The following is a 19,263-nucleotide window of genomic DNA, read 5'->3' on the forward strand; positions in this document are numbered from 1 at the left end:
CTGCGTCACGACCTTAAAAGCAGACGCGGAGCGTCCAGGGCGGCATTCCCACGCAGAGCGTGGGAACGATCAGGTGCGTCAGAAATCCTTGCACAAGCGCAGGGCGTCATAGATGGCGGCGTGGGTATTGCGCTGGGCCACACAGTCACCAATGCGGAACAGCAAGTACCCCTCGCCCGCCTCGCTCAGGCATGGCTGCGGCTTGATCGCAAACAGCGCTTCAACGTCGATCTGGCCCTTGTTGCGCGAACCTTCCTTGAGCCCGTAGTAAATGGCCTCGTCCGGACGCACGCCGTTCTCCACCACGACCTGGTCGACCACCCGCTCCTCTTTGGCGCCGGTGTATTCGTTCTCCAGCACGGCCACCAGCTTGTCGCCCTCGCGGTAGACCTTTTCCAGCATCATGTCGCCGGTCATGATCACTTCCTTGGGGTACATGCTGCGGTAGTACGTGGGGAACGACGTGCCGCCGATTGCCACGCCTGGCTTGATGTCGTCGGTGACGATCTCCACCTGGCTGCCTTTGTCGGCCAGGAAGTCGGCCACCGACATCCCGGTGAATTCACAGATGGTGTCGTACACCAGCACGTTCTTGCCAGGCAGCACCTTGCCGTCGAGCACGTCCCAACTGCTCACTACCAAGCCTTCGGCGGCGCCCCAGTGTTCGTTCTGCTCGATGAACGGGTGCCCGCCCACCGCCAGCACCACCACGTCCGGACGCACGTCCAGGATGGTCTCGACATCGGCTGCAACACCCAGGCGCAGGTCGACTTTCAAACGCGCCAGCTCCAGTTGATACCAACGGGTGATACCGGCGATCTGGTCACGTTGCGGCGCTTTCGATGCCGTGGTGATTTGCCCGCCGATAAACTCCTTTTTCTCGAACAGCGTCACGTCGTGGCCACGTTCAGCCGCCACGCGCGCGGCTTCCATCCCGGCCGGGCCGGCCCCCACTACAACCACCTTGCGCTTGGGCCCGGTGGACTTCTCGATGATGTGCGGCACGCCCATGTATTCACGGGAGGTCGCGGCGTTCTGGATGCACAGCACATCCAGGCCCTGGTACTGGCGGTCGATGCAGTAGTTGGCGCCCACGCACTGCTTGATCTGGTCGATCTGGCCCATCTTGATCTTGGCGATCAGGTGCGGGTCGGCGATGTGCGCACGGGTCATGCCGACCATGTCCACATAGCCGCCTTCCAGAATACGCGTGGCCTGGTTCGGGTCCTTGATGTTCTGCGCGTGCAGCACCGGAACCTTGACCACTTCCTTGATGCCGGCCGCCAGGTGCAGGAACGGCTCCGGCGGGTAGCTCATGTTCGGGATGACGTTGGCCAGGGTGTTGTGGGTGTCGCAACCCGAGCCCACCACGCCGATGAAATCGAGCATGCCGGTGTCATCGTAGTACTTGGCGATTTGCTTCATGTCCTCGTGGGACAAGCCGTCCGGGTGGAACTCGTCACCGCACAGGCGCATGCCCACGCAGAAGTCATCCCCCACTTCGGCACGCACGGCCTTCAACACTTCCAGGCCGAACTTCATGCGGCCCTCGAAGCTGCCGCCCCACTCGTCGGTACGCTTGTTGACCCGCGGGCTCCAGAACTGGTCGATCATGTGCTGGTGCACGGCCGACAATTCCACCCCGTCCAGGCCACCGGCCTTGGCCCGACGCGCAGCCTGGGCGTAGTTGCCGATCACACGCCAGATTTCTTCTGGCTCGATGGTCTTGCAGGTGGCACGGTGCACCGGCTCACGCACGCCGGACGGCGACATCAGGGTCGGCCAGTTGAAGCCGTCCCAACGCGAGCGCCGGCCCATGTGGGTAATCTGGATCATGATCTTGGCGCCATGCTTGTGCATGGCATCGGCCAGATTCTGGAAGTGCGGGATGATGCGGTCGGTGGACAGGTTCACCGACGCCCACCATTCCTGCGGGCTGTCGATGGCCACCACGGAGGAGCCACCGCAGATCGCCAGGCCAATACCGCCCTTGGCTTTCTCTTCGTAGTACTTCACATAGCGGTCGGTGGTCATGCCGCCGTCGGTGGCATACACCTCGGCATGCGCAGTGCTGAGCACCCGGTTGCGGATGGTCAGTTTGCCGATCTGGATCGGCTGGAACATTGCTTCGAAAGCCATGGCACGGTCCTCGGCTTACAGTGGTTTGACGGTGAACAAACCATCATCGTGGCCCTCTTCGGAGCCTCCGTAGACTTGTTCGGCGACAGTGCGGATCTTGCTGCCACGCGCTTGAAGAATCTGGTCCATGGCGCCGGCAAACCAGCCGGTGAACATGTAGTCCACTTTGCGTCCGACCTTGCCGTAGACATACACAAAAGCTGAATGCTCAAGCTTGACGCTGGCGGTGCCTTTATCGAGGTCGATGTCCTGGATCTTGAACAGGCCCCAGCCGCGTTGCGACAGACGCTTCATGTAGTGCTCGAACACCGCGACGCCTTCCAGGCCGTGGCATTCAGCTTCTTTTTCACACCAGTGCCAGGCGGACTTGTAGCCGGCCTTGTAGAGGATCTCGGCGTAGGCGTCGGCCCCCAGTACTTCTTCGATACCCATGTGGTTGTTGACGAAGAAATGGCGTGGCACGTACAGCATCGGCAGGGCGTCGGAGGTCCAGACACCGGTTTCGCTGTCGACTTCAATTGGCAATTGCGGGGCGATCTTGGCCATGGAAACTTAACTCCAGAAAATTCGTTTTGATGCCCGCCACGCGGATGGCGGCGGGTGAAGGATTAAGCGAGCAGTGGCTTATTCGCCCCAGACGTCCTTGAGCACGTTGACCCAGTTCTCGCCCATGATCTTGCGCACCACGCGCTCGCTGTGGCCGCGCTTGAGCAGGGTCTCGGTGAGGTTGGGGAACTCACCCACGGTGCGGATGCCCAGCGGGTTGATGATCTTGCCGAAGCTGGTCAGGCGGCGGGCGTAGCCCTTGTCATGGGTGAGCATTTCGAAGAAATCCTGACCATGGCCCTGGGTGAAGTCGGTGCCGATGCCGATGGCGTCTTCGCCGACGATGTTCATGGTGTATTCGATGGCTTCGGCGTAGTCGTCGATAGTCGAGTCGATGCCCTTGGCCAGGAACGGCGCGAACATGGTCACGCCGACAAAACCGCCATGGTCGGCGATGAACTTCAGCTCTTCATCGGACTTGTTGCGCGGGTGCTCTTTAAGCCCGGACGGTAGGCAGTGGGAGTAGCACACCGGCTTTTTCGATTCGAGGATGACCTCTTCGCTGGTCTTGGAGCCCACGTGGGACAGGTCGCACATAATGCCGACGCGGTTCATCTCGGCGACGATCTCACGCCCGAAACCCGACAGGCCGCCATCACGCTCGTAGCAGCCGGTGCCCACCAGGTTCTGGGTGTTGTAGCACATCTGCACCACCCCCACGCCGAGCTGCTTGAAGATCTCGACATAGCCGAGCTGGTCCTCAAAGGCATGGGCATTCTGGAAGCCGAAGATGATGCCGGTCTTGCCCTGCTCCTTGGCGCGGCGGATGTCGGCGGTGGTTTTCACCGGGATCACCAGGTCGCTGTTCTCACGGATCAGGGTCTGGCTGGCGACAATGTTATTGATCGTGGCCTGGAAGCCTTCCCACACCGACACCGTGCAGTTGGCGGCGGTGAGGCCACCTTTGCGCATGTCTTCGAACAGGTCGCGGTTCCACTTGGCAATAATCAGACCGTCGATAACGATGCTGTCGGCGTGCAACTCGGCTGGGCTCATCAGGCGTCCCCTTATTGGCGATTCATGCGCCGAATCGTCTGCCGGCGCTTTGGGGCCAGCATATGCCCAGGGACCGACGGAGCCGGGTGCAAAAACGACAGGGGAATTGCCGAAAGCGTCAATCCGCGACAAAGCCTGCGAAGACAGGCCCCACGGTCGGCTGTTCTTTGTCTTACGCTTGAGCCAGAATTGCGCATCACGTGATATGAGACGGCGCAATGAAATCGATTTTCCTGGCTTTGGCACTCATCGCAACCACCGCCCACGCGGCCGAAGACACCGACAGCACGCCGTGCGACGGTATCGAGAACGACCAGCAAACCTTGGAATGCGCCACCTACAACAAGACCACCGCCGAGCAATTGCTCAAAGATAACTATCAGGGGTTGCTGGAGCGCATGGGTTCGACCTACGGCAGCGACAAGACCAAACTGGCGGACATTACCGCCCGTCTGAAGGATGCGCAGCAGAAGTGGGAAAAACTGCGCGACGCCGATTGTGCAGTGGACACCTTCCCGGCAGTGACCGGCACCAAGGCCTATGCGATTGCGCACAACGACTGCCTGGCGCGCATGAGTGATGAGCGGTCGGAGTTTCTGGAGTCGATTGGCCAAGAATAGTAACTATATTCCTACAATAGAAGCGTCCCACTGTCGCTTTTCGCTACCTGACGCTGATTTAAGGAATTTTCGGCATGCAATGGCTTCCATCCCCACCCACCGACAATATTTATAAGTTGCTTGCTGTATTTGGTTTATGGCTAATTGCAGGTGCGCTGACACTGGTGTCTATTTTTTCTTATCTGGACTACAGATTCCAAAAAGAAACACGCGAGGAAAGCCACCATTCGCAAACGGAGCAAATGGTAAACGACTTGACTAAACGCATTGAAGCACTTGAGAAAGGCACACCGGAGCTGCATAAAATCGCAGATCTGCCGGAGTCATTCAACAACGACGTCACCTTCCTGAAGAACAGCCTCGCTATACAAGAAAGAAAACTTTCTACATACAAAGAACGAGAGAAAGATAACCTCGACACGTTCATGGACTATCTGCTCGTCCACGAAAAAGAGTTTTATATTTTCATCGGTCTGTACGCGACGCTCACGTCACTGTGCACGGTGATAGGTTTTAGCCGCTGGTTTCAGAAAATACAAAAGCCCGGCGAAGTACTGAATGAGCTAGATATTAAAATCAAAGAAGCAAGCTTATTGAAACTTAAGATAGAAATTTCCCAACTTCAACCAATGAGCAAGACAATAGAGCAGCTCTTTGAATTGCATTTCAATAAGCCCTTTCCTGAAGCCTCTCCCTCGCAAAGGACCCGCTCATGACCATCTGCGGCATCGAAATCAAAGGCAGCGAAGCCATCATCGCCGTCGCCTCCCTGGACAACCAGACGCTGACCCACGTCGCCCTGGCCACCAAGAAAATCGCCCTCGACGATGACGACGAAGCGGCCAACGTAAAAGCTTTCGCCGCCCAGGTGAAGGCGTTCGTTCAAGCCAACGGCATCACGCGCATTGCCATCAAGAAACGCAGTAAAAAAGGCGAGTTCGCCGGTGGCCCGACGACGTTCAAGATCGAAGGGGTGTTTCAGTTGCTGGATGGGATGGAGGTGACGCTGCTGTCGCCGCAGACCATCAATGCGCAAAACAAGAAGCACAGCTTTGATCTGCCGACGACGTTGAACAAGTATCAGCATGAAGCTTATAAAACAGCCTGCTCAACCCTGATGAAAAAGTAATTACCCATCAGCTTTTGACGCAGTGTTCCAAGCCGTGACCACCGCCTTCGTATTCAGGCGTGTAGTAGTACTTAACGAAAGACACTTTGCCCTCCGGGGTTGACGTCATTTGTGCGACCCCCACGCCGAAGTCTTTCAAGACAGGGTCGGTGTGAGCAAAATAAACGCCCAGCGCGTCCGAAGTCCCGGCGGCCATTCCGTCATAACGGGACTTGTCTTCCAAGGTCAAGGTGAAGGTGTAGGCGGCGTACTTGCCAGTACTTTGCTTGGCGTCGAGTGCCATATCAACAACACCCTTATAGCTGCCTATATGTTTATCCTGGCCGGTACATTCATAGCGTCCGCTGTAGTCGGCTCCGGTGAAAGGTGCAGACGCCTGGGCTGCCCACGCCGGGGTGGTCGCTAACGCGATGACAGTAACTAGTTTTCTAAGCATGCCAACCTCTTCTGGTTAAGTAGTGACTTCCTGGCCTGCGTGCTTCATTTCAAAAGCATTTGGTCAAGAGCCACTTCTAAGACCCATAGGACGTTAGCAGTCCTTGGCTATAAGTCTCCGTTAGCGATGAAAAAAAAGAAACTTCCTACACCTTCCATGATTCCCTTATAAACTGCGCTACATCGGGTTTCACTCGTTAGTCGGTATGCGGGTTTTGTACAGCAGCCAATCCCCGAACGACTTGTCTTCCAGGGCATACCCTCCCCGGCTCGACTTCCATACCAATTCCTTGTCGCGCAGGGCATCGATACAGGCCTGAATGGTCTGGGTCCCGGGCACCACATCGCTGCGCATAACCTCCAATGCCTTGCTGACTGCGGTAATCGTGCTGTCGGTAAACGGCGCAAATGGCTCATTGCTTTGCGAACGCACCACCATCACCTGCAACACCGCACGCTGCGGGATGGTCAGGGCGTTCCAGGCGCTTTCGAACTCGGTCCATACACCCGCGCGCAGCAGTTCTGCGCGACTGTGCAGCAGTTGGCCAAGATTGCTCGCCTCGCCCAGCTCCAATGCGACTTCACCGATGATCGTGCGCAACATCTCGGGACGCCGACCTACCAGCTCAAACGCCTCATCAATGTCAGCCGCGTTGAATTGGTTGTTCTTGGCCAGGTGCGCGTTGAGGTGCACGGTGTAGGCCTGGGTGAACGCTTTGCCCAGCAGCGGAAACGGCGTGATGCTGGAACCGAAGAATGGCTGGCTTTTACCCAATACCAAATGGGCGAGTTTGTCGCGATTGGAGCCGGTAAACACCAGGCGCAAACCGCTGCCCTCCTCGTCACGGCCTTGGTTGAGCTGATCCCGGGCAGCCTTCAACGCGAACATCGCATTGATACCTGACTCGGTGGTTAATGCGTGCTGTGCTTCGTCAATCACCAGTACAACGGGTTTTTCTGCAGCCCTATGGAGCAATTCCAACGCTTGGGTCAGCGTCGCACCGACCGGCAATTGTGGCTTGGTAAAGTCCCAGGAAAGCGTACGCAGAAAGCTTAGTTTCTCGATGCCAATGCTCTTTGCCAGTTTGCGAATGCCCTTTTCAAACGGCACCAACGCCCCCGCAATGGCACCTGCGATCAGCTCGGCGGGGTCTTTTTCCTTGTCGGCCCACAGGTCGACATACACCGCCAGCCAGCCCCGCAGCTGACATTCCGGAATCAGGTCTTCGCGCAAAAAAGTGCTTTTGCCCGTGCGTCGGGGCGCCGCGAGAAACAGGCCGGAGGTGAAATCCTGAATACCGGCCCCCACCAGGCCATCGGCAATACTGCTTGCCAGGGTGGGGCGGCGAAACACAAAGCCGCTGTGCTTGGACATGGTTTTATACTCAATTATGGGAATGACTATAAATTATAGTAAAGAGTATAATTGACTATAATTGTCCGTCAAACCACCTCCCGCCGCCGATCCTCCCGCGGGCATTTGGCAAACCTTGCGCGATAGCTCCTGGTGAAATACGACGGTGACTCAAACCCGCACGCAATACTCACTTCCAGTACGCTCATGTCGCTCTGGCGCAGCAGTTTGCGGGCTTTTTCCAGGCGCAGGCCCAGGTAGAAATTGCTCGGCGTATCGTTCAGGTGCAGGCGAAACAGCCGCTCCAGTTGGCGCCGGGTGACCTTGATCGTTTCGGCCAGGGCCAAGGTGCTCAGGGGCGGTTCGGTGTGCTGTTCCATTTCGCCGATCACGTGCACCAGTTTCTTGTTATTGATGCCGTAGCGCGTGGCGATCTGCATGCGCTGGTGGTCCTTGCGCGGGCGGATGCGGCCGAGTACGAATTGCTCGGAAACCTGGATCGCCAGTTCCGGGCCGTGGGCCTGGGCGATGAGATCGAGCATCAAGTCGATGGACGCGGTGCCGCCGGCGCAGGTGATGCGGCGCCGGTCGATTTCGAACAGTTCCTGGGTCACGCTCAGGTGCGGATAGGCCTCCTTGAAGGCGTCGATGGCTTCCCAGTGCAAGGTCAGGCGGTGGCCGTCAAGCAGGCCCGCCTCGGCCAGCACGCAGGCGCCGGTGTCGATGGCACCGAGGGTCACACCCTCATGGTCGAGGCGGCGCAGCCAATGCTCCAGGGCGGGCGTGGCGAACTGCAGGGGTTCGAAGCCGGCCACCACCAGTAAGGTCGCGCCTTTTTTCAACGGTTCCAGCGCGGCATCGGCGTTGACCGACATGCCGTTGCTCGCCAGTACCGCGCCGCCATCGGCACTCAAGATGTGCCAGCGGTACAGCTCGCCGCGAAAGCGATTGGCCACGCGCAACGGTTCCAGCGCGGAGATAAAACCGAGGGCCGAGAACCCCGGCATCAGCAAGAAATAGACATCCTGGGACATGGTGGCGCTCTCGTCATACGGGCAGCGTGATCACTGTGATACGCCAGTTCAACCGGCCATTCAAGAGCCCAGGTCGCTGCAGTGCAAGAGTGGGTCGCCGCCGTGCGCTTTGCGGGGCGCCAAGCTGCGTAACGTGATCCCACGGCGCACAAAGACGCCGGCTCCCACAATAACGACTGCCGAGGGCTCCACCCATGAACCGACTGATCAGCCGCTGCGTACTTGCACTCAGCGCCAGCGCCATTTTGAGCACTAACGCCCTGGCAGCGGATGCCGCTTCATGCCAGAACGTACGCATGGGCGTGGTCAACTGGACCGACGTCATCGCCACCAGCGCCATGGCCCAGGTGCTGCTCGATGGCCTCGGCTACAAGACCAAACAAACCAGCGCCTCGCAGCAAATCATCTTTGCCGGCATCCGCGACCAGCGCCTGGACCTGTTTCTGGGTTACTGGAACCCGCTGATGACCCAGACCATCACGCCGTTCGTCGACGCCAAGCAAGTCAAGGTCCTCGAAAAACCCAGCCTGGAAGACGCCCGCGCCACCCTGGCGGTGCCGACTTATCTGGCCGACAAGGGCCTGAAAACCTTTGCTGACATCGCCAGGTTCGAAAAAGAGCTGGGCGGCAAGATTTATGGCATCGAGCCGGGCTCGGGGGCCAATACGCAGATCAAGGCGATGATCGCCAAAAACCAGTTCGGCCTGGGCAAGTTCCAGTTGGTGGAGTCCAGCGAAGCCGGCATGTTGGCGGCCGTAGACCGTGCCGTGCGCCGCAAGGAAGCCGTGGTGTTCTTTGGTTGGGCACCGCACCCGATGAACGTCAATGTGGCGATGACTTACCTCACCGGCAGCGAAGGCGCCCTGGGCCCGAACGAAGGCATGGCCACCGTGTGGACCGTGACCGCGCCGGCCTACGCCGAGCAGTGCCCCAACGTGCATAAGCTGCTGACCAACCTGACGTTCACCGCCGCCGACGAGAGCCGCATGATGCAACCGCTGCTGGACCACAAGGATGCCATCGAATCCGCCAAGCAGTGGCTCAAGGATCACCCGCAAGACCAGGCGCGCTGGCTGGAGGGTGTGACCACCTTCGACGGCAAACCGGCTGCCGCCAACCTGCAATTGACCACGAAATAACCCATCCAGATCACCGCTTCGCAACCCCTGAAGGTTGCGAACGGCGCCCTGCGCCTTGAAATCACCCGCCTGTAAGGAACCGCCCCATGAACCACGACGTCATCATCACCTGCGCACTCACCGGTGCTGGCGACACGACCGCCAGAAGCCCCCACGTGCCGGTCACTCCCAAGCAAATCGCCGCCGCTGCCGTGGAAGCCGCCAAGGCCGGCGCCACGGTCGTGCATTGCCACGTACGCGACCCCGAGACCGGCAAGTTCAGTCGCGACGTTGCGCTGTACCGCGAAGTGATGGAGCGCATCCGCGAGGCCGACATCGACATCATCGTCAACCTCACCGCCGGCATGGGTGGCGACCTGGAGATCGGTGGCGGCGAGAATCCCATGGAGTTCGGGCCCAATACCGACCTGGTGGGCCCGCTGACCCGCCTGGCCCACGTCGAAGAACTGCTGCCGGAAATCTGCACCCTGGACTGCGGCACGCTGAACTTCGGCGATGGCGACACCATTTACGTGTCCACCCCGGCGCAGCTGCGTGCCGGCGCCAAACGTATCCAGGAACTGGGCGTAAAGGCCGAGCTGGAAATTTTCGACACCGGCCACCTGTGGTTCGCCAAGCAGATGATCAAGGAAGGGCTGCTGGATAACCCGCTGTTCCAACTGTGCCTGGGCATTCCCTGGGGGGCACCGGCCGACACCACCACCATGAAAGCCATGGTCGATAACCTGCCCGCCGACGCGGTGTGGGCCGGCTTCGGCATTGGCCGCATGCAAATGCCAATGGCCGCGCAGGCGGTGCTGCTGGGCGGCAACGTACGGGTGGGCCTGGAAGACAACCTGTGGCTGGACAAAGGCGTGCTCGCCACCAATGGGCAGTTGGTGGAGCGCGCCAGTGAAATTCTCAGCCGGTTAGGCGCGAGGGTCCTGACCCCAGCCGAAGGCCGCATCAAGATGGGCCTGACCCAACGCGGCTAACACAGACACCACCACTCCTGTGGGAGCCGGGCTTGCCCGCGATGAGGCCAGTAAATCTGCCACATCTTTGTAGCCTGCAATGCCGCCATCGCGGGCAAGCCCGGCTCCCACAACGGATCATCGAACACTTTAGGAATATGCCATGCGCTTTATCACCGAAATCAAAACCTTTGCTGCGTTGGGCAGCGGTGTCATCGGCAGCGGCTGGGTGTCCCGTGCCCTTGCCCATGGTCTGGATGTGGTGGCCTGGGACCCCGCGCCCGGTGCCGAGGCGGCCTTGCGCAAACGCGTCGCCAACGCCTGGCCCGCCCTTGAACAACAGGGCCTGGCGGCAGGTGCCTCCCAGGACCGCCTGCGCTTTGTCACTACCATCGAAGACTGCGTAAAAGACGCCGACTTCATCCAGGAAAGCGCCCCAGAACGCCTGGAGCTGAAGCTGCAATTGCACCGCCAGATCAGCGCCGCGGCCAAGCCGAACGCATTGATCGGCTCCAGCACCTCAGGGCTATTGCCCAGCGAATTCTATGAAAGCTCTACCCACCCGGAACGGTGCGTGGTCGGCCACCCCTTCAACCCCGTCTACCTGTTGCCACTGGTAGAAGTGGTGGGCGGCAAAAACACCGCGCCAGAGGCGATCCAGGCAGCGATCAAGGTGTATGAATCCCTCGGCATGCGCCCTTTGCATGTGCGCAAGGAAGTGCCGGGGTTTATTGCCGACCGCCTACTGGAAGCGCTGTGGCGTGAGGCGCTGCACCTGGTCAATGACGGGGTGGCGACCACCGGCGAAATCGACGACGCCATTCGTTTTGGTGCCGGGTTGCGCTGGTCGTTCATGGGCACTTTCCTCACTTACACACTGGCGGGCGGCGACGCCGGCATGCGCCACTTCATGGCACAGTTCGGCCCGGCGTTGCAGCTGCCGTGGACTTATCTACCGGCGCCTGAATTGACTGAAAAGCTGATTGATGATGTGGTCGATGGCACCGCTGAGCAGTTGGGTAACCACAGCATCTCGGCGCTGGAGCGCTATCGTGATGACTGCCTGCTGGCGGTGCTGGAAGCCGTAAAAACAACCAAGGCCAAGCACGGCATGAACTTCGCCGAATAACCCTGTGGGAGCTGGCTTGCCTGCGATGGCGGTGTTGGCCTCACCATTGCTATCGCAGACCGGCCAGCACATTTGACCGCACACTGAATTGGATTCATGCCATGCCCGCACTGACCACCTACACCACCAAAATCCTGCCCGACTGGGTCGACTACAACGGCCATCTGCGTGACGCGTTCTATCTGCTGATCTTCAGCTACGCCACCGATGCGCTGATGGACGCGCTGGGGCTGGACAGCGAAAACCGCGAAGCCAGTGGCCACTCGCTGTTCACCCTGGAGCTGCACCTGAACTACCTGCATGAGGTGAAGCTCGGGGCCGAGGTTGAGGTGCATACCCAACTGATCGCCCATGACGCCAAGCGCCTGCACCTTTATCACAGCCTGCACCGGGTGGGAGACGACGAGGAACTGGCCGGCAATGAACAGATGCTGTTGCACGTCGACCTGGCCGGGCCGCAGGCCACGCTGTTCACCGAGGCCACGCTGCAACGGCTTGCCGCGATCGGCGCTGCCCAGGCCGAGCTGCCAAGGCCTGCCCTGCTTGGCCGTGTCATCGGTTTACCGGCAAAAAAAGCCCCGAGCCAGCCGTGACTGGATCGGGGCAGAGGGGCCTTGTGTGAGCTGTGCATCTGGAGGGTGACCAAACCGTCAAGCTGCGTGCCTGGGTTCAGTGTGCCTATTAACCGTATTGCCAAGTGACCCGAAAACGACCTGTTCATAGCCATCCAAGCCATCGCTCGATTCTGCTCTTGCCCACCCAGCAAGGGCCTACCAGAATCCAGGTCAATCCCTGTTCCCTACACCAGGATAAACGTCATGATGCACGCGGATTTGATTGATCAGGATGACCTGCTGAGCCAACTGCGCTCACTGGGTTTTGAAGTGTCCAGCGGCGCCAGCGCCGAGCAGGCGTGTGAATGTGCAGTGCGCGGTTTGAGCGAAGCGCGGGCCAAGGCGCTCAAGGGAATGGTGGAGCAAATGTACACCGGCAAGGCGACCATTTTGCCGGCCGTGCGCCAGGCGATCGACAAGCAGTTGTTGCCGGCGCTGATGCAATTCAAACAGAACTCCGGCGCCTGAAAATACCGCTATCGCAGGCAAGCCAGCTCCCACAGGAGAACGCATTCCAAGGTGGCAGCTGGCTTGCCTGCGATGCAGACGACTCGGTTTAGAGCCTTACACTGGCAAACGTCGACTCGTTCCTGGCCTGGCTCAACGCCGACATCGGCCCCGACAACGGTGACAACACCAGTGCCGGCGGAATCGGCATCATCGCCACTTGCTGGGTGGTGTTGGAGCCGACACGTTCATCCCGTGGCGGAATGCCGAAATATTCGCGGTAGCACTTGGAGAAGTGCGGCGTAGACACAAACCCGCACACCGAGGCGACTTCGATGATCGACATCGGCGTTTGCTTGAGCAACTGCCGCGCACGAATCAGGCGCAGCTTGAGGTAGTAGCGCGACGGCGAGCAGTGCAGGTATTTCTGGAACAGCCGCTCCAACTGCCGGCGCGACACGGCGACATACACCGCCAGTTCGTCCAGGTCGATTGGCTCTTCGAGGTTGGCTTCCATCAGCGCGACGATTTCCTGCAGCTTCGGCTGGTTGGTGCCAAGCATGTGCTTGAGCGGCACACGCTGGTGATCCTGTTCGTTGCGGATGCGTTCGTACACGAACATCTCGGAGATGGCGGCCGACAATTCACGGCCGTGGTCGCGGCTGATCAGGTGCAACATCATGTCCAGGGGCGCGGTACCACCGGAGCTGGTGAAGCGGTTGCGGTCGAGGGTGAACAGGCGCGTGCTCATGGCCACCCGCGGGAAGGCTTCCTGCATCGACGCCAGGCATTCCCAGTGCACGCTGCAATCAAAGCCGTCGAGCAAGCCGGCGCAGGCCAGGGCCCAACTGCCGGTGCACACTGCGCCGAGGCGACGAGACTGGCGTGCCTGGCTTTGCAGCCACGACACATGTTCACGGGTGACGGTGCGCTGGATACCCACGCCGCCGCACACGATGACCGTGTCCAGCACGGGTGCTTTGTGCATGGAGGCATCGGGTGTGATTTGCAGGCCATCGCTGGCCCACACCTGGTTGCCGTCGACACTCAGGGTTGTCCAGCGATACAGCTCGCGGCCGGACAGCTGGTTGGCCATGCGCAGTGGCTCCACGGCTGACGCCAGGGAAATCAGCGTGAAATTGTCCAGCAGCAAAAAGCCGATGGATTGAGGCGCACGGTTCTGGGGTTGGGCCCCGGAGTTGGTCGACGTCATCGCGGTATCTCCTCACATCACACAAAGCGGGTGGCGGCCTCAGGCGAGGCTCTTGTTATTGCGCTCGTCCTGAAAAGGAGAGGCTTTGTAATTGATAGAGCAAATGCCATGCCTAAAATTGAATGGCTATTCAAGAACTCCTGAAAACGACCTGTTTATGCGTCTATATGAGCCCACGCGTGAAGTGCGGGATATGACGCATAACGGGCGGGGTTCAAGGGGGGTGAGCAGATCGGTAGCACTTGTGGGAAGGCGCTTTGCGGGCGTAGGAGGAGTCTGTCACCCAAAGCACATCAGGCGTGTGATCGTGTAGGAATTCGTTCGGAAGCTACTTATCTATTTGCGACGCGCTAAAAGGTGGCGATTTTGGCTGGGGTGTTCACTTTGTGAGCAATGATGCCCCTCTGTTCAGCTCGTTCCCACGCTCTGCGTGGGCATGCATCCTGTCACGCTCTGCGTCACCCATGGGCGGAGCGTCCGGGGCGGCATTCCCACGCGGAGCGCGGGAACGATCATGTCACTGACTCAACATTCAACCGCACTCACCGCCAACCCACCGCGTGATGTCTCTTTGTACTTGTCATGCATATCGGCCCCGGTATCACGCATGGTGCGGATCACCCGGTCCAACGAGATGAAGTGCTGGCCATCGCCACGCAACGCCATTTGCGCCGCGTTGATCGCCTTCACCGCCGCAATTGCATTGCGCTCGATACACGGCACTTGCACCAGGCCGCCCACCGGGTCGCAGGTCAGGCCGAGGTTATGTTCCAGGCCGATTTCGGCGGCGTTGCACAGTTGCTCCGGCGTGGCACCAAGGATCTCCGCCAGCCCGGCTGCGGCCATGGCACACGCGGAACCGACCTCGCCCTGGCAACCGACTTCGGCACCGGAGATCGAGGCGTTCTTTTTACACAGGATGCCCACCGCCGCCGCGCCCAGCAGGTAGTCAACCACGTTGGCTTCGGTGACTTCTTCACTGAACTTCATGAAGTAGTGCAACACCGCCGGGATGATTCCCGCCGCACCGTTGGTGGGCGCCGTGACCATGCGCCCACCGGCGGCGTTTTCTTCGTTGACCGCCAGGGCGAACAGGTTGACCCATTCCATGGCGCTCAAGGTCGAGCCGATCACATTGGGCTTGTTCAGCTCCTGCAAGCTGCGGTGCAACTTGGCAGCGCGACGGCGCACGTTCAAGCCGCCGGGCAGGATGCCTTCGTGCTTGAGGCCCTGCTCCACGCAATCTTGCATGGCGCGCCAGAGCTTCATCAGGCCGCTGCGGATTTCTTCTTCGCTGCGCCAGGTTTTTTCATTCGCCAGCATCAGTTCGGCAACGCGCAGGTTGTGGATCTTGCACAACTGCAACAGCTCCACGGCACTGGAAAAGTCATAAGGCAGCTCGGTGCGGTCCATGTCCGCCACACCGCTTTGGGCCTGGGCTTCATCCACCACAAAACCGCCGCCCACCGAGTAATAGGTGTCGCGGTGCAACTCGCCGTTTTCGCCAAACACCACCAGGGTCATGGCATTGGGATGGAACGGCAGGTTCTCATCGAGCAGGCGCATATCCCGCGCCCACACAAAGGGCACCGGCAAACGCCCGTCCAGCAGCAGCGTGTCGGTTTCGCGCAGGGTGTGGATACGGGCGCCGATTTGCGTGGGGTCGATTGCGTCTGGCCACTCGCCCATCAGGCCCATGATGGTGGCGGTGTCGCTGCCGTGGCCGATGCCGGTGGCCGACAACGAGCCGTACAGTTGCACTTCGACACGCTGCACCTGTTCCAGCCACCCACGCTCACGCAACCCTTGAACGAACAACGCCGCGGCGCGCATGGGCCCCACGGTGTGGGAACTCGAAGGCCCGATGCCGATCTTGAACAGGTCGAAAACGCTGATAGCCATTAACGTGGAACTCCTCGATAAGCACGGGCCGGGCTTGAACGAGGTGCTACGCTCAGATCGCCCAGATGGCGGCATCATCAAGCTTTTATTCGTCATCACGGCGTCTCACACCGACGCACTCATGCTCACCAGCGGCGCTCGCGTGCGAACGCCAGTTTTGGCCGTTTTTTGCGGTGCAGAAGGGTAAAAACAGCAGTTTTACCTTCGGAAAAACCTGTAAGCGACGTCATCGGTACTGGATGCGACCCTCCCTGTACTGGATACGACGCCCCCTGTAGGCGTCAGATTTTCACTGGTACATGATCAGTCTCGACTCGTTTGCAAGGCACCGCGCCAGAGCTGTTGTCGCACGCTCCAACCGCAACACTTATAAAGCGCGGCGAATGCCGCCAGAAAAGACACAGGAGTCTACCCACATGAAAGGTTCACCCTCGTTGTTGTTGGCCGCCATGCTGAGTCTGCCAGTCGTGGCACACGCCGCAGAACCGGAACAGTGCAAGACCGTCAACTTCTCCGATGTCGGCTGGACCGACATCACCGTCACCACCGCGACCACCAGCGAGATCCTCAAGGGCCTGGGCTACAAGCCGCGCACCACGATGATTTCGGTACCTGTGACTTACAAGTCCCTGGCCGACGGCAAGAACATGGATATCTTCCTCGGCAACTGGATGCCGACCATGGAAAACGACATCAAGCAGTACCGTGATGCCGGCACCGTGGAAACCGTGCGCGCCAACCTGGAGAACGCCAAGTACACCCTGGCGGTCCCAGAGGCGCTGTATGAGAAGGGTCTGAAAGACTTCGCCGACATCGCCAAATTCAAGGATGAGCTGGGCGGCAAGATCTACGGCATCGAGCCGGGCAACGATGGCAACCGCACCATCCAGACGCTGATCGACAAAGATGCCTTCGGCCTGAAAACCGCCGGTTTCAAGGTGGTCGAATCCAGCGAAGCCGGCATGCTCTCCCAGGTTGAACGCGCCTCCAAGCGCAACCAGGCCATCGTGTTCCTCGGCTGGGAACCGCACCCGATGAACACTCGCTTCAAGATGAAGTACCTGACCGGTGGTGACGACTCGTTCGGCCCCAACTACGGCCAGGCCACCATCTACACCAACACCCGCAAAGGCTACACCCAGGAATGCAGCAACGTTGGTCAGTTGCTGAAAAACCTGGTGTTCACCCTCGACATGGAAAGCACCCTGATGGGTAACGTCCTGGACGACAAGATGAAGGCCGATGCTGCCGCCAAGGCCTGGCTGCAGAAGAACCCGCAAGTGCTCGACACCTGGCTCGCCGGTGTCACCACCGTTGATGGCAAACCAGGGCTCGATGCCGTTAAAGCTTACCTCGCCAAATAGCACCCGCTGACCCCAGGCCGGTGCGCTGGCCTGGGATGTTTTCCCCTTCGCATGTGGACATTCACTACCATGCTGACTGAACAGAAAATCCCACTAGGCCAGTACATCGCTGCCTTCGTCGACTGGTTGACCCAACACGGTGCCAACTACTTCGACGCAATCGCATCGACACTGGAAACGATGATCCACGGCGTGACGTTTGCGCTGACCTGGTTCAATCCACTGGCATTGATCGGTCTGATTGCGCTGCTGGCTCACTTTATTCAACGTAAATGGGGACTGACTGTTTTTGTCATCGCCTCCTTCCTGCTGATCCTCAACCTGGGGTACTGGCAAGAAACCATGGAAACCCTCGCGCAGGTGCTGTTTGCCACCCTGGTCTGCGTGGTCATCGGTGTGCCGCTGGGCATTGTTGCCGCGCATAAGCCGATGTTCTACACCATGATGCGGCCGGTACTCGATCTGATGCAGACCGTGCCGACCTTCGTCTACCTCATCCCTACCCTGACCCTCTTCGGGCTGGGTGTGGTGCCTGGGCTGATTTCCACGGTGGTGTTCGCGATTGCCGCGCCGATCCGCCTGACCTACCTGGGTATCCGCGATGTGCCGCAAGAGCTGATGGACGCCGGCAAGGCCTTTGGCTGCTCGCGCCGCCAGTTGCTCTCACGCATTGAACTGCCCCACGCCATGCCGAGCATCGCCGCCGGCATTACCCAATGCATCATGCTGTCGCTGTCGATGGTGGTGATCGCCGCCCTGGTAGGCGCCGACGGCCTCGGTAAGCCGGTGGTCAACGCACTCAACACTGCCGATATTGCGCTGGGCTTTGAAGCGGGCCTGGCCATTGTGTTGCTCGCCATCATGCTCGACCGTATCTGCAAACAACCCGACGCTAAAGTAGGGGGTGATGCATGAGCATTATCCGATTCGACAAAGTCGACGTGATCTTTTCCAAAGACCCACGCGAAGCGCTCAAGCTGCTGGACCAGGGCATGAGCCGTAACGAAATCCTGAAGAAGACCGGGCAGATCGTCGGCGTCGAGAACGCCAGCCTGGATATCGAGAAAGGCGAGATCTGTGTGCTGATGGGCCTCTCGGGCTCAGGCAAATCCAGCTTGCTGCGCTGCATCAACGGCCTCAATACCGTCAGCCGTGGCCAGCTGTTTGTGGAGCATGAAGGGCGTCAGATCGACATCGCCTCCTGCACCCCCGCCGAGCTGAAAATGATGCGCACCAAACGCATCGCCATGGTGTTCCAGAAGTTCGCCCTGATGCCATGGCTGACGGTGCGCGAGAACATCAGCTTCGGCCTGGAGATGCAGGGCCGCCCAGAGAAAGAACGACGCACACTGGTGGACGAGAAACTCGAACTGGTGGGCCTGAGCCAATGGCGCAACAAGAAGCCCGACGAGTTGTCCGGCGGTATGCAGCAGCGCGTCGGCCTGGCTCGCGCCCTGGCGATGGACGCCGATATCCTGCTGATGGACGAACCCTTCTCTGCCCTCGACCCGCTGATCCGCCAAGGCTTGCAAGATGAGCTACTGGAACTGCAACGCAAATTGAGCAAGACCATCGTGTTCGTCAGCCACGACCTGGATGAAGCACTCAAGCTCGGCAGCCGTATCGCGATCATGAAAGACGGCAAGATCATCCAGTACAGCGTGCCGGAAGAGATCGTGCTGAACCCGGCGGACGACTATGTGCGCACCTTTGTCGCCCATACCAACCCGTTGAACGTGCTGTGCGGGCGCAGCCTGATGCGCACCCTGGATAACTGCACGCGTGTGAATGGTTCGGTGTGCCTTGATCCGGGTGGCGACTCCTGGCTGGACCTGGCTGAAGGCAACACCATCCAGGGCGCACGCCAGAATGGCGTGACGATGAACCTGCAGAACTGGGCGCCAGGGCAAGCCGTGGAAGGCTTGGGCCGCGTACCGACGTTGGTGGACTCGAACATCGGCATGCGCGATGCGTTGCAGATTCGCTACCAGACAGGCAACAAGCTGGTGCTGCATGACAACAACAAGGTGGTGGGGATACTGGGGGACAGTGAGCTCTACCATGCCCTGCTGGGCAAGAACCTGGGCTAGAACCCTGTGGATCGTTCCCACGCTCTGCGTGGGAATGCACCCTGTGACGCTCCGCGTCACGACTTCAAGAGCGGGACGCGGAGCGTCCATGGCGGTGTT

General features: G+C 59.6%; 19 protein-coding genes. 11 read left to right on the forward strand and 8 right to left on the reverse strand.

Translation table 11 applies throughout. The annotated features are described in order from the left end of the window. Window positions 1-78: 78 nt before the first annotated feature. From dgcA to GIW79_RS06995, 3 genes are all read right to left on the reverse strand, one after another. Window positions 79-2,139 carry a dimethylglycine demethylation protein DgcA gene (dgcA, locus tag GIW79_RS06985; protein WP_127881617.1) on the reverse strand — a complete coding sequence of 687 codons (2,061 nt, stop codon included), beginning with the start codon at window positions 2,137-2,139 and terminating at the stop codon, window positions 79-81. Between the two features lie 15 nt (window positions 2,140-2,154). Next, a complete protein-coding gene (locus GIW79_RS06990) occupies window positions 2,155-2,685 on the reverse strand; it encodes a DUF5943 domain-containing protein (RefSeq protein ID WP_008033249.1) in 531 nt (176 codons plus the stop codon). A 78-nt stretch (window positions 2,686-2,763) separates the two neighbouring features. Further along, on the reverse strand, window positions 2,764-3,741 hold the full coding sequence (locus GIW79_RS06995; RefSeq protein ID WP_032879065.1) for a dipeptidase: 978 nt from the start codon (window positions 3,739-3,741) through the stop codon (window positions 2,764-2,766). Window positions 3,742-3,959: 218 nt separating this feature from the next. On the opposite strand from GIW79_RS06995, the gene GIW79_RS07000 reads away from it, so the two are divergent. The 3 genes from GIW79_RS07000 to GIW79_RS07010 all read left to right on the forward strand — a co-directional run bounded on the left by GIW79_RS07000 (window position 3,960) and on the right by GIW79_RS07010 (window position 5,490). Further along, entirely contained in the window at window positions 3,960-4,361 is a 402-nt protein-coding gene (locus GIW79_RS07000) for a lysozyme inhibitor LprI family protein (protein ID WP_014720247.1), read from the forward strand. 74 nt (window positions 4,362-4,435) lie between these two features. Beyond that, entirely contained in the window at window positions 4,436-5,077 is a 642-nt protein-coding gene (locus GIW79_RS07005; RefSeq protein ID WP_236452406.1) for a hypothetical protein, read from the forward strand. Continuing rightward, window positions 5,074-5,490 carry a DUF3010 family protein gene (locus tag GIW79_RS07010; protein ID WP_236452409.1) on the forward strand — a complete coding sequence of 139 codons (417 nt, stop codon included), beginning with the start codon at window positions 5,074-5,076 and terminating at the stop codon, window positions 5,488-5,490. The genes GIW79_RS07005 and GIW79_RS07010 overlap by 4 nt, the downstream gene beginning before the upstream one ends. Before the next feature lie 7 nt (window positions 5,491-5,497). On the opposite strand, the gene GIW79_RS07015 is transcribed toward GIW79_RS07010, so the two are convergent. From GIW79_RS07015 to GIW79_RS07025, 3 genes are all read right to left on the reverse strand, one after another. Continuing rightward, the gene (locus GIW79_RS07015) at window positions 5,498-5,926 is read right to left on the reverse strand and encodes a hypothetical protein (RefSeq protein WP_054898196.1); all 429 of its coding nucleotides are present in this window, start codon (window positions 5,924-5,926) and stop codon (window positions 5,498-5,500) included. Window positions 5,927-6,115: 189 nt separating this feature from the next. After that, window positions 6,116-7,300, reverse strand: a complete 1,185-nt coding sequence (locus tag GIW79_RS07020) for an ATP-binding protein (protein WP_054898195.1) — start codon at window positions 7,298-7,300, stop codon at window positions 6,116-6,118. A 68-nt stretch (window positions 7,301-7,368) separates the two neighbouring features. Continuing rightward, window positions 7,369-8,313 (reverse strand): GlxA family transcriptional regulator, encoded by a 945-nt coding sequence (locus GIW79_RS07025; protein ID WP_054898194.1) that lies wholly within the window; start codon window positions 8,311-8,313, stop codon window positions 7,369-7,371. A 194-nt stretch (window positions 8,314-8,507) separates the two neighbouring features. Between GIW79_RS07025 and GIW79_RS07030 the strand changes: the two genes are divergently transcribed. The 5 genes from GIW79_RS07030 to GIW79_RS07050 all read left to right on the forward strand — a co-directional run bounded on the left by GIW79_RS07030 (window position 8,508) and on the right by GIW79_RS07050 (window position 12,616). Beyond that, window positions 8,508-9,452, forward strand: a complete 945-nt coding sequence (locus tag GIW79_RS07030; protein WP_057976525.1) for a choline ABC transporter substrate-binding protein — start codon at window positions 8,508-8,510, stop codon at window positions 9,450-9,452. A gap of 86 nt (window positions 9,453-9,538) precedes the next feature. Continuing rightward, the gene (locus GIW79_RS07035; RefSeq protein ID WP_034128888.1) at window positions 9,539-10,426 is read left to right on the forward strand and encodes a 3-keto-5-aminohexanoate cleavage protein; all 888 of its coding nucleotides are present in this window, start codon (window positions 9,539-9,541) and stop codon (window positions 10,424-10,426) included. A gap of 142 nt (window positions 10,427-10,568) precedes the next feature. Beyond that, window positions 10,569-11,534, forward strand: a complete 966-nt coding sequence (locus GIW79_RS07040) for an L-carnitine dehydrogenase (protein ID WP_198790993.1) — start codon at window positions 10,569-10,571, stop codon at window positions 11,532-11,534. Window positions 11,535-11,635: 101 nt separating this feature from the next. Further along, on the forward strand, window positions 11,636-12,127 hold the full coding sequence (locus GIW79_RS07045) for a thioesterase family protein (RefSeq protein WP_054922373.1): 492 nt from the start codon (window positions 11,636-11,638) through the stop codon (window positions 12,125-12,127). 225 nt (window positions 12,128-12,352) lie between these two features. Continuing rightward, window positions 12,353-12,616: a hypothetical protein gene (locus GIW79_RS07050; protein WP_034128891.1), complete on the forward strand. Its 264-nt coding sequence runs from the start codon at window positions 12,353-12,355 to the stop codon at window positions 12,614-12,616. Between the two features lie 88 nt (window positions 12,617-12,704). On the opposite strand, the gene GIW79_RS07055 is transcribed toward GIW79_RS07050, so the two are convergent. After that, complete coding sequence (locus GIW79_RS07055; RefSeq protein ID WP_003194907.1) at window positions 12,705-13,808, reverse strand: GlxA family transcriptional regulator; 1,104 nt, start codon at window positions 13,806-13,808, stop codon at window positions 12,705-12,707. Between the two features lie 525 nt (window positions 13,809-14,333). Next, entirely contained in the window at window positions 14,334-15,710 is a 1,377-nt protein-coding gene (locus GIW79_RS07060; RefSeq protein ID WP_236452412.1) for an L-serine ammonia-lyase, read from the reverse strand. A gap of 416 nt (window positions 15,711-16,126) precedes the next feature. Here GIW79_RS07060 and GIW79_RS07065 point away from each other — a divergent pair, with 416 nt between their 5' ends. From GIW79_RS07065 to choV, 3 genes are all read left to right on the forward strand, one after another. Then, window positions 16,127-17,074, forward strand: a complete 948-nt coding sequence (locus tag GIW79_RS07065; protein ID WP_034128893.1) for a choline ABC transporter substrate-binding protein — start codon at window positions 16,127-16,129, stop codon at window positions 17,072-17,074. A gap of 69 nt (window positions 17,075-17,143) precedes the next feature. Further along, window positions 17,144-17,989 carry a choline ABC transporter permease subunit gene (choW, locus tag GIW79_RS07070; RefSeq protein ID WP_003194913.1) on the forward strand — a complete coding sequence of 282 codons (846 nt, stop codon included), beginning with the start codon at window positions 17,144-17,146 and terminating at the stop codon, window positions 17,987-17,989. Next, a complete protein-coding gene (gene choV / locus GIW79_RS07075) occupies window positions 17,986-19,164 on the forward strand; it encodes a choline ABC transporter ATP-binding protein (protein ID WP_054922367.1) in 1,179 nt (392 codons plus the stop codon). Before choW ends, choV begins: the two co-directional genes overlap by 4 nt. The last annotated feature ends 99 nt before the right edge of the window (window positions 19,165-19,263 follow it).

The sequence above is a fragment of the Pseudomonas sp. PA-7-1E genome, from assembly GCF_021605325.1.
GTDB lineage: Bacteria > Pseudomonadota > Gammaproteobacteria > Pseudomonadales > Pseudomonadaceae > Aquipseudomonas > Aquipseudomonas fluorescens_BV.

Excerpts from the sequence above, each read along its gene's own strand:
- GIW79_RS07060 (WP_236452412.1), bottom strand. The coding sequence starts at position 15,710 with ATGGCTATCAGCGTTTTCGACCTGTTCAAGATCGGCATCGGGCCTTCG.
- dgcA (WP_127881617.1), bottom strand. The coding sequence starts at position 2,139 with ATGGCTTTCGAAGCAATGTTCCAGCCGATCCAGATCGGCAAACTGACC.
- GIW79_RS07005 (WP_236452406.1), top strand. The coding sequence starts at position 4,436 with ATGCAATGGCTTCCATCCCCACCCACCGACAATATTTATAAGTTGCTT.
- GIW79_RS07000 (WP_014720247.1), top strand. The coding sequence starts at position 3,960 with ATGAAATCGATTTTCCTGGCTTTGGCACTCATCGCAACCACCGCCCAC.
- GIW79_RS07035 (WP_034128888.1), top strand. The coding sequence starts at position 9,539 with ATGAACCACGACGTCATCATCACCTGCGCACTCACCGGTGCTGGCGAC.
- choW (WP_003194913.1), top strand. The coding sequence starts at position 17,144 with ATGCTGACTGAACAGAAAATCCCACTAGGCCAGTACATCGCTGCCTTC.
- GIW79_RS06995 (WP_032879065.1), bottom strand. The coding sequence starts at position 3,741 with ATGAGCCCAGCCGAGTTGCACGCCGACAGCATCGTTATCGACGGTCTG.
- GIW79_RS06990 (WP_008033249.1), bottom strand. The coding sequence starts at position 2,685 with ATGGCCAAGATCGCCCCGCAATTGCCAATTGAAGTCGACAGCGAAACC.
- GIW79_RS07015 (WP_054898196.1), bottom strand. The coding sequence starts at position 5,926 with ATGCTTAGAAAACTAGTTACTGTCATCGCGTTAGCGACCACCCCGGCG.
- GIW79_RS07050 (WP_034128891.1), top strand. The coding sequence starts at position 12,353 with ATGATGCACGCGGATTTGATTGATCAGGATGACCTGCTGAGCCAACTG.
- GIW79_RS07020 (WP_054898195.1), bottom strand. The coding sequence starts at position 7,300 with ATGTCCAAGCACAGCGGCTTTGTGTTTCGCCGCCCCACCCTGGCAAGC.
- GIW79_RS07045 (WP_054922373.1), top strand. The coding sequence starts at position 11,636 with ATGCCCGCACTGACCACCTACACCACCAAAATCCTGCCCGACTGGGTC.
- GIW79_RS07030 (WP_057976525.1), top strand. The coding sequence starts at position 8,508 with ATGAACCGACTGATCAGCCGCTGCGTACTTGCACTCAGCGCCAGCGCC.
- GIW79_RS07065 (WP_034128893.1), top strand. The coding sequence starts at position 16,127 with ATGAAAGGTTCACCCTCGTTGTTGTTGGCCGCCATGCTGAGTCTGCCA.
- GIW79_RS07055 (WP_003194907.1), bottom strand. The coding sequence starts at position 13,808 with ATGACGTCGACCAACTCCGGGGCCCAACCCCAGAACCGTGCGCCTCAA.
- GIW79_RS07040 (WP_198790993.1), top strand. The coding sequence starts at position 10,569 with ATGCGCTTTATCACCGAAATCAAAACCTTTGCTGCGTTGGGCAGCGGT.
- GIW79_RS07010 (WP_236452409.1), top strand. The coding sequence starts at position 5,074 with ATGACCATCTGCGGCATCGAAATCAAAGGCAGCGAAGCCATCATCGCC.
- choV (WP_054922367.1), top strand. The coding sequence starts at position 17,986 with ATGAGCATTATCCGATTCGACAAAGTCGACGTGATCTTTTCCAAAGAC.
- GIW79_RS07025 (WP_054898194.1), bottom strand. The coding sequence starts at position 8,313 with ATGTCCCAGGATGTCTATTTCTTGCTGATGCCGGGGTTCTCGGCCCTC.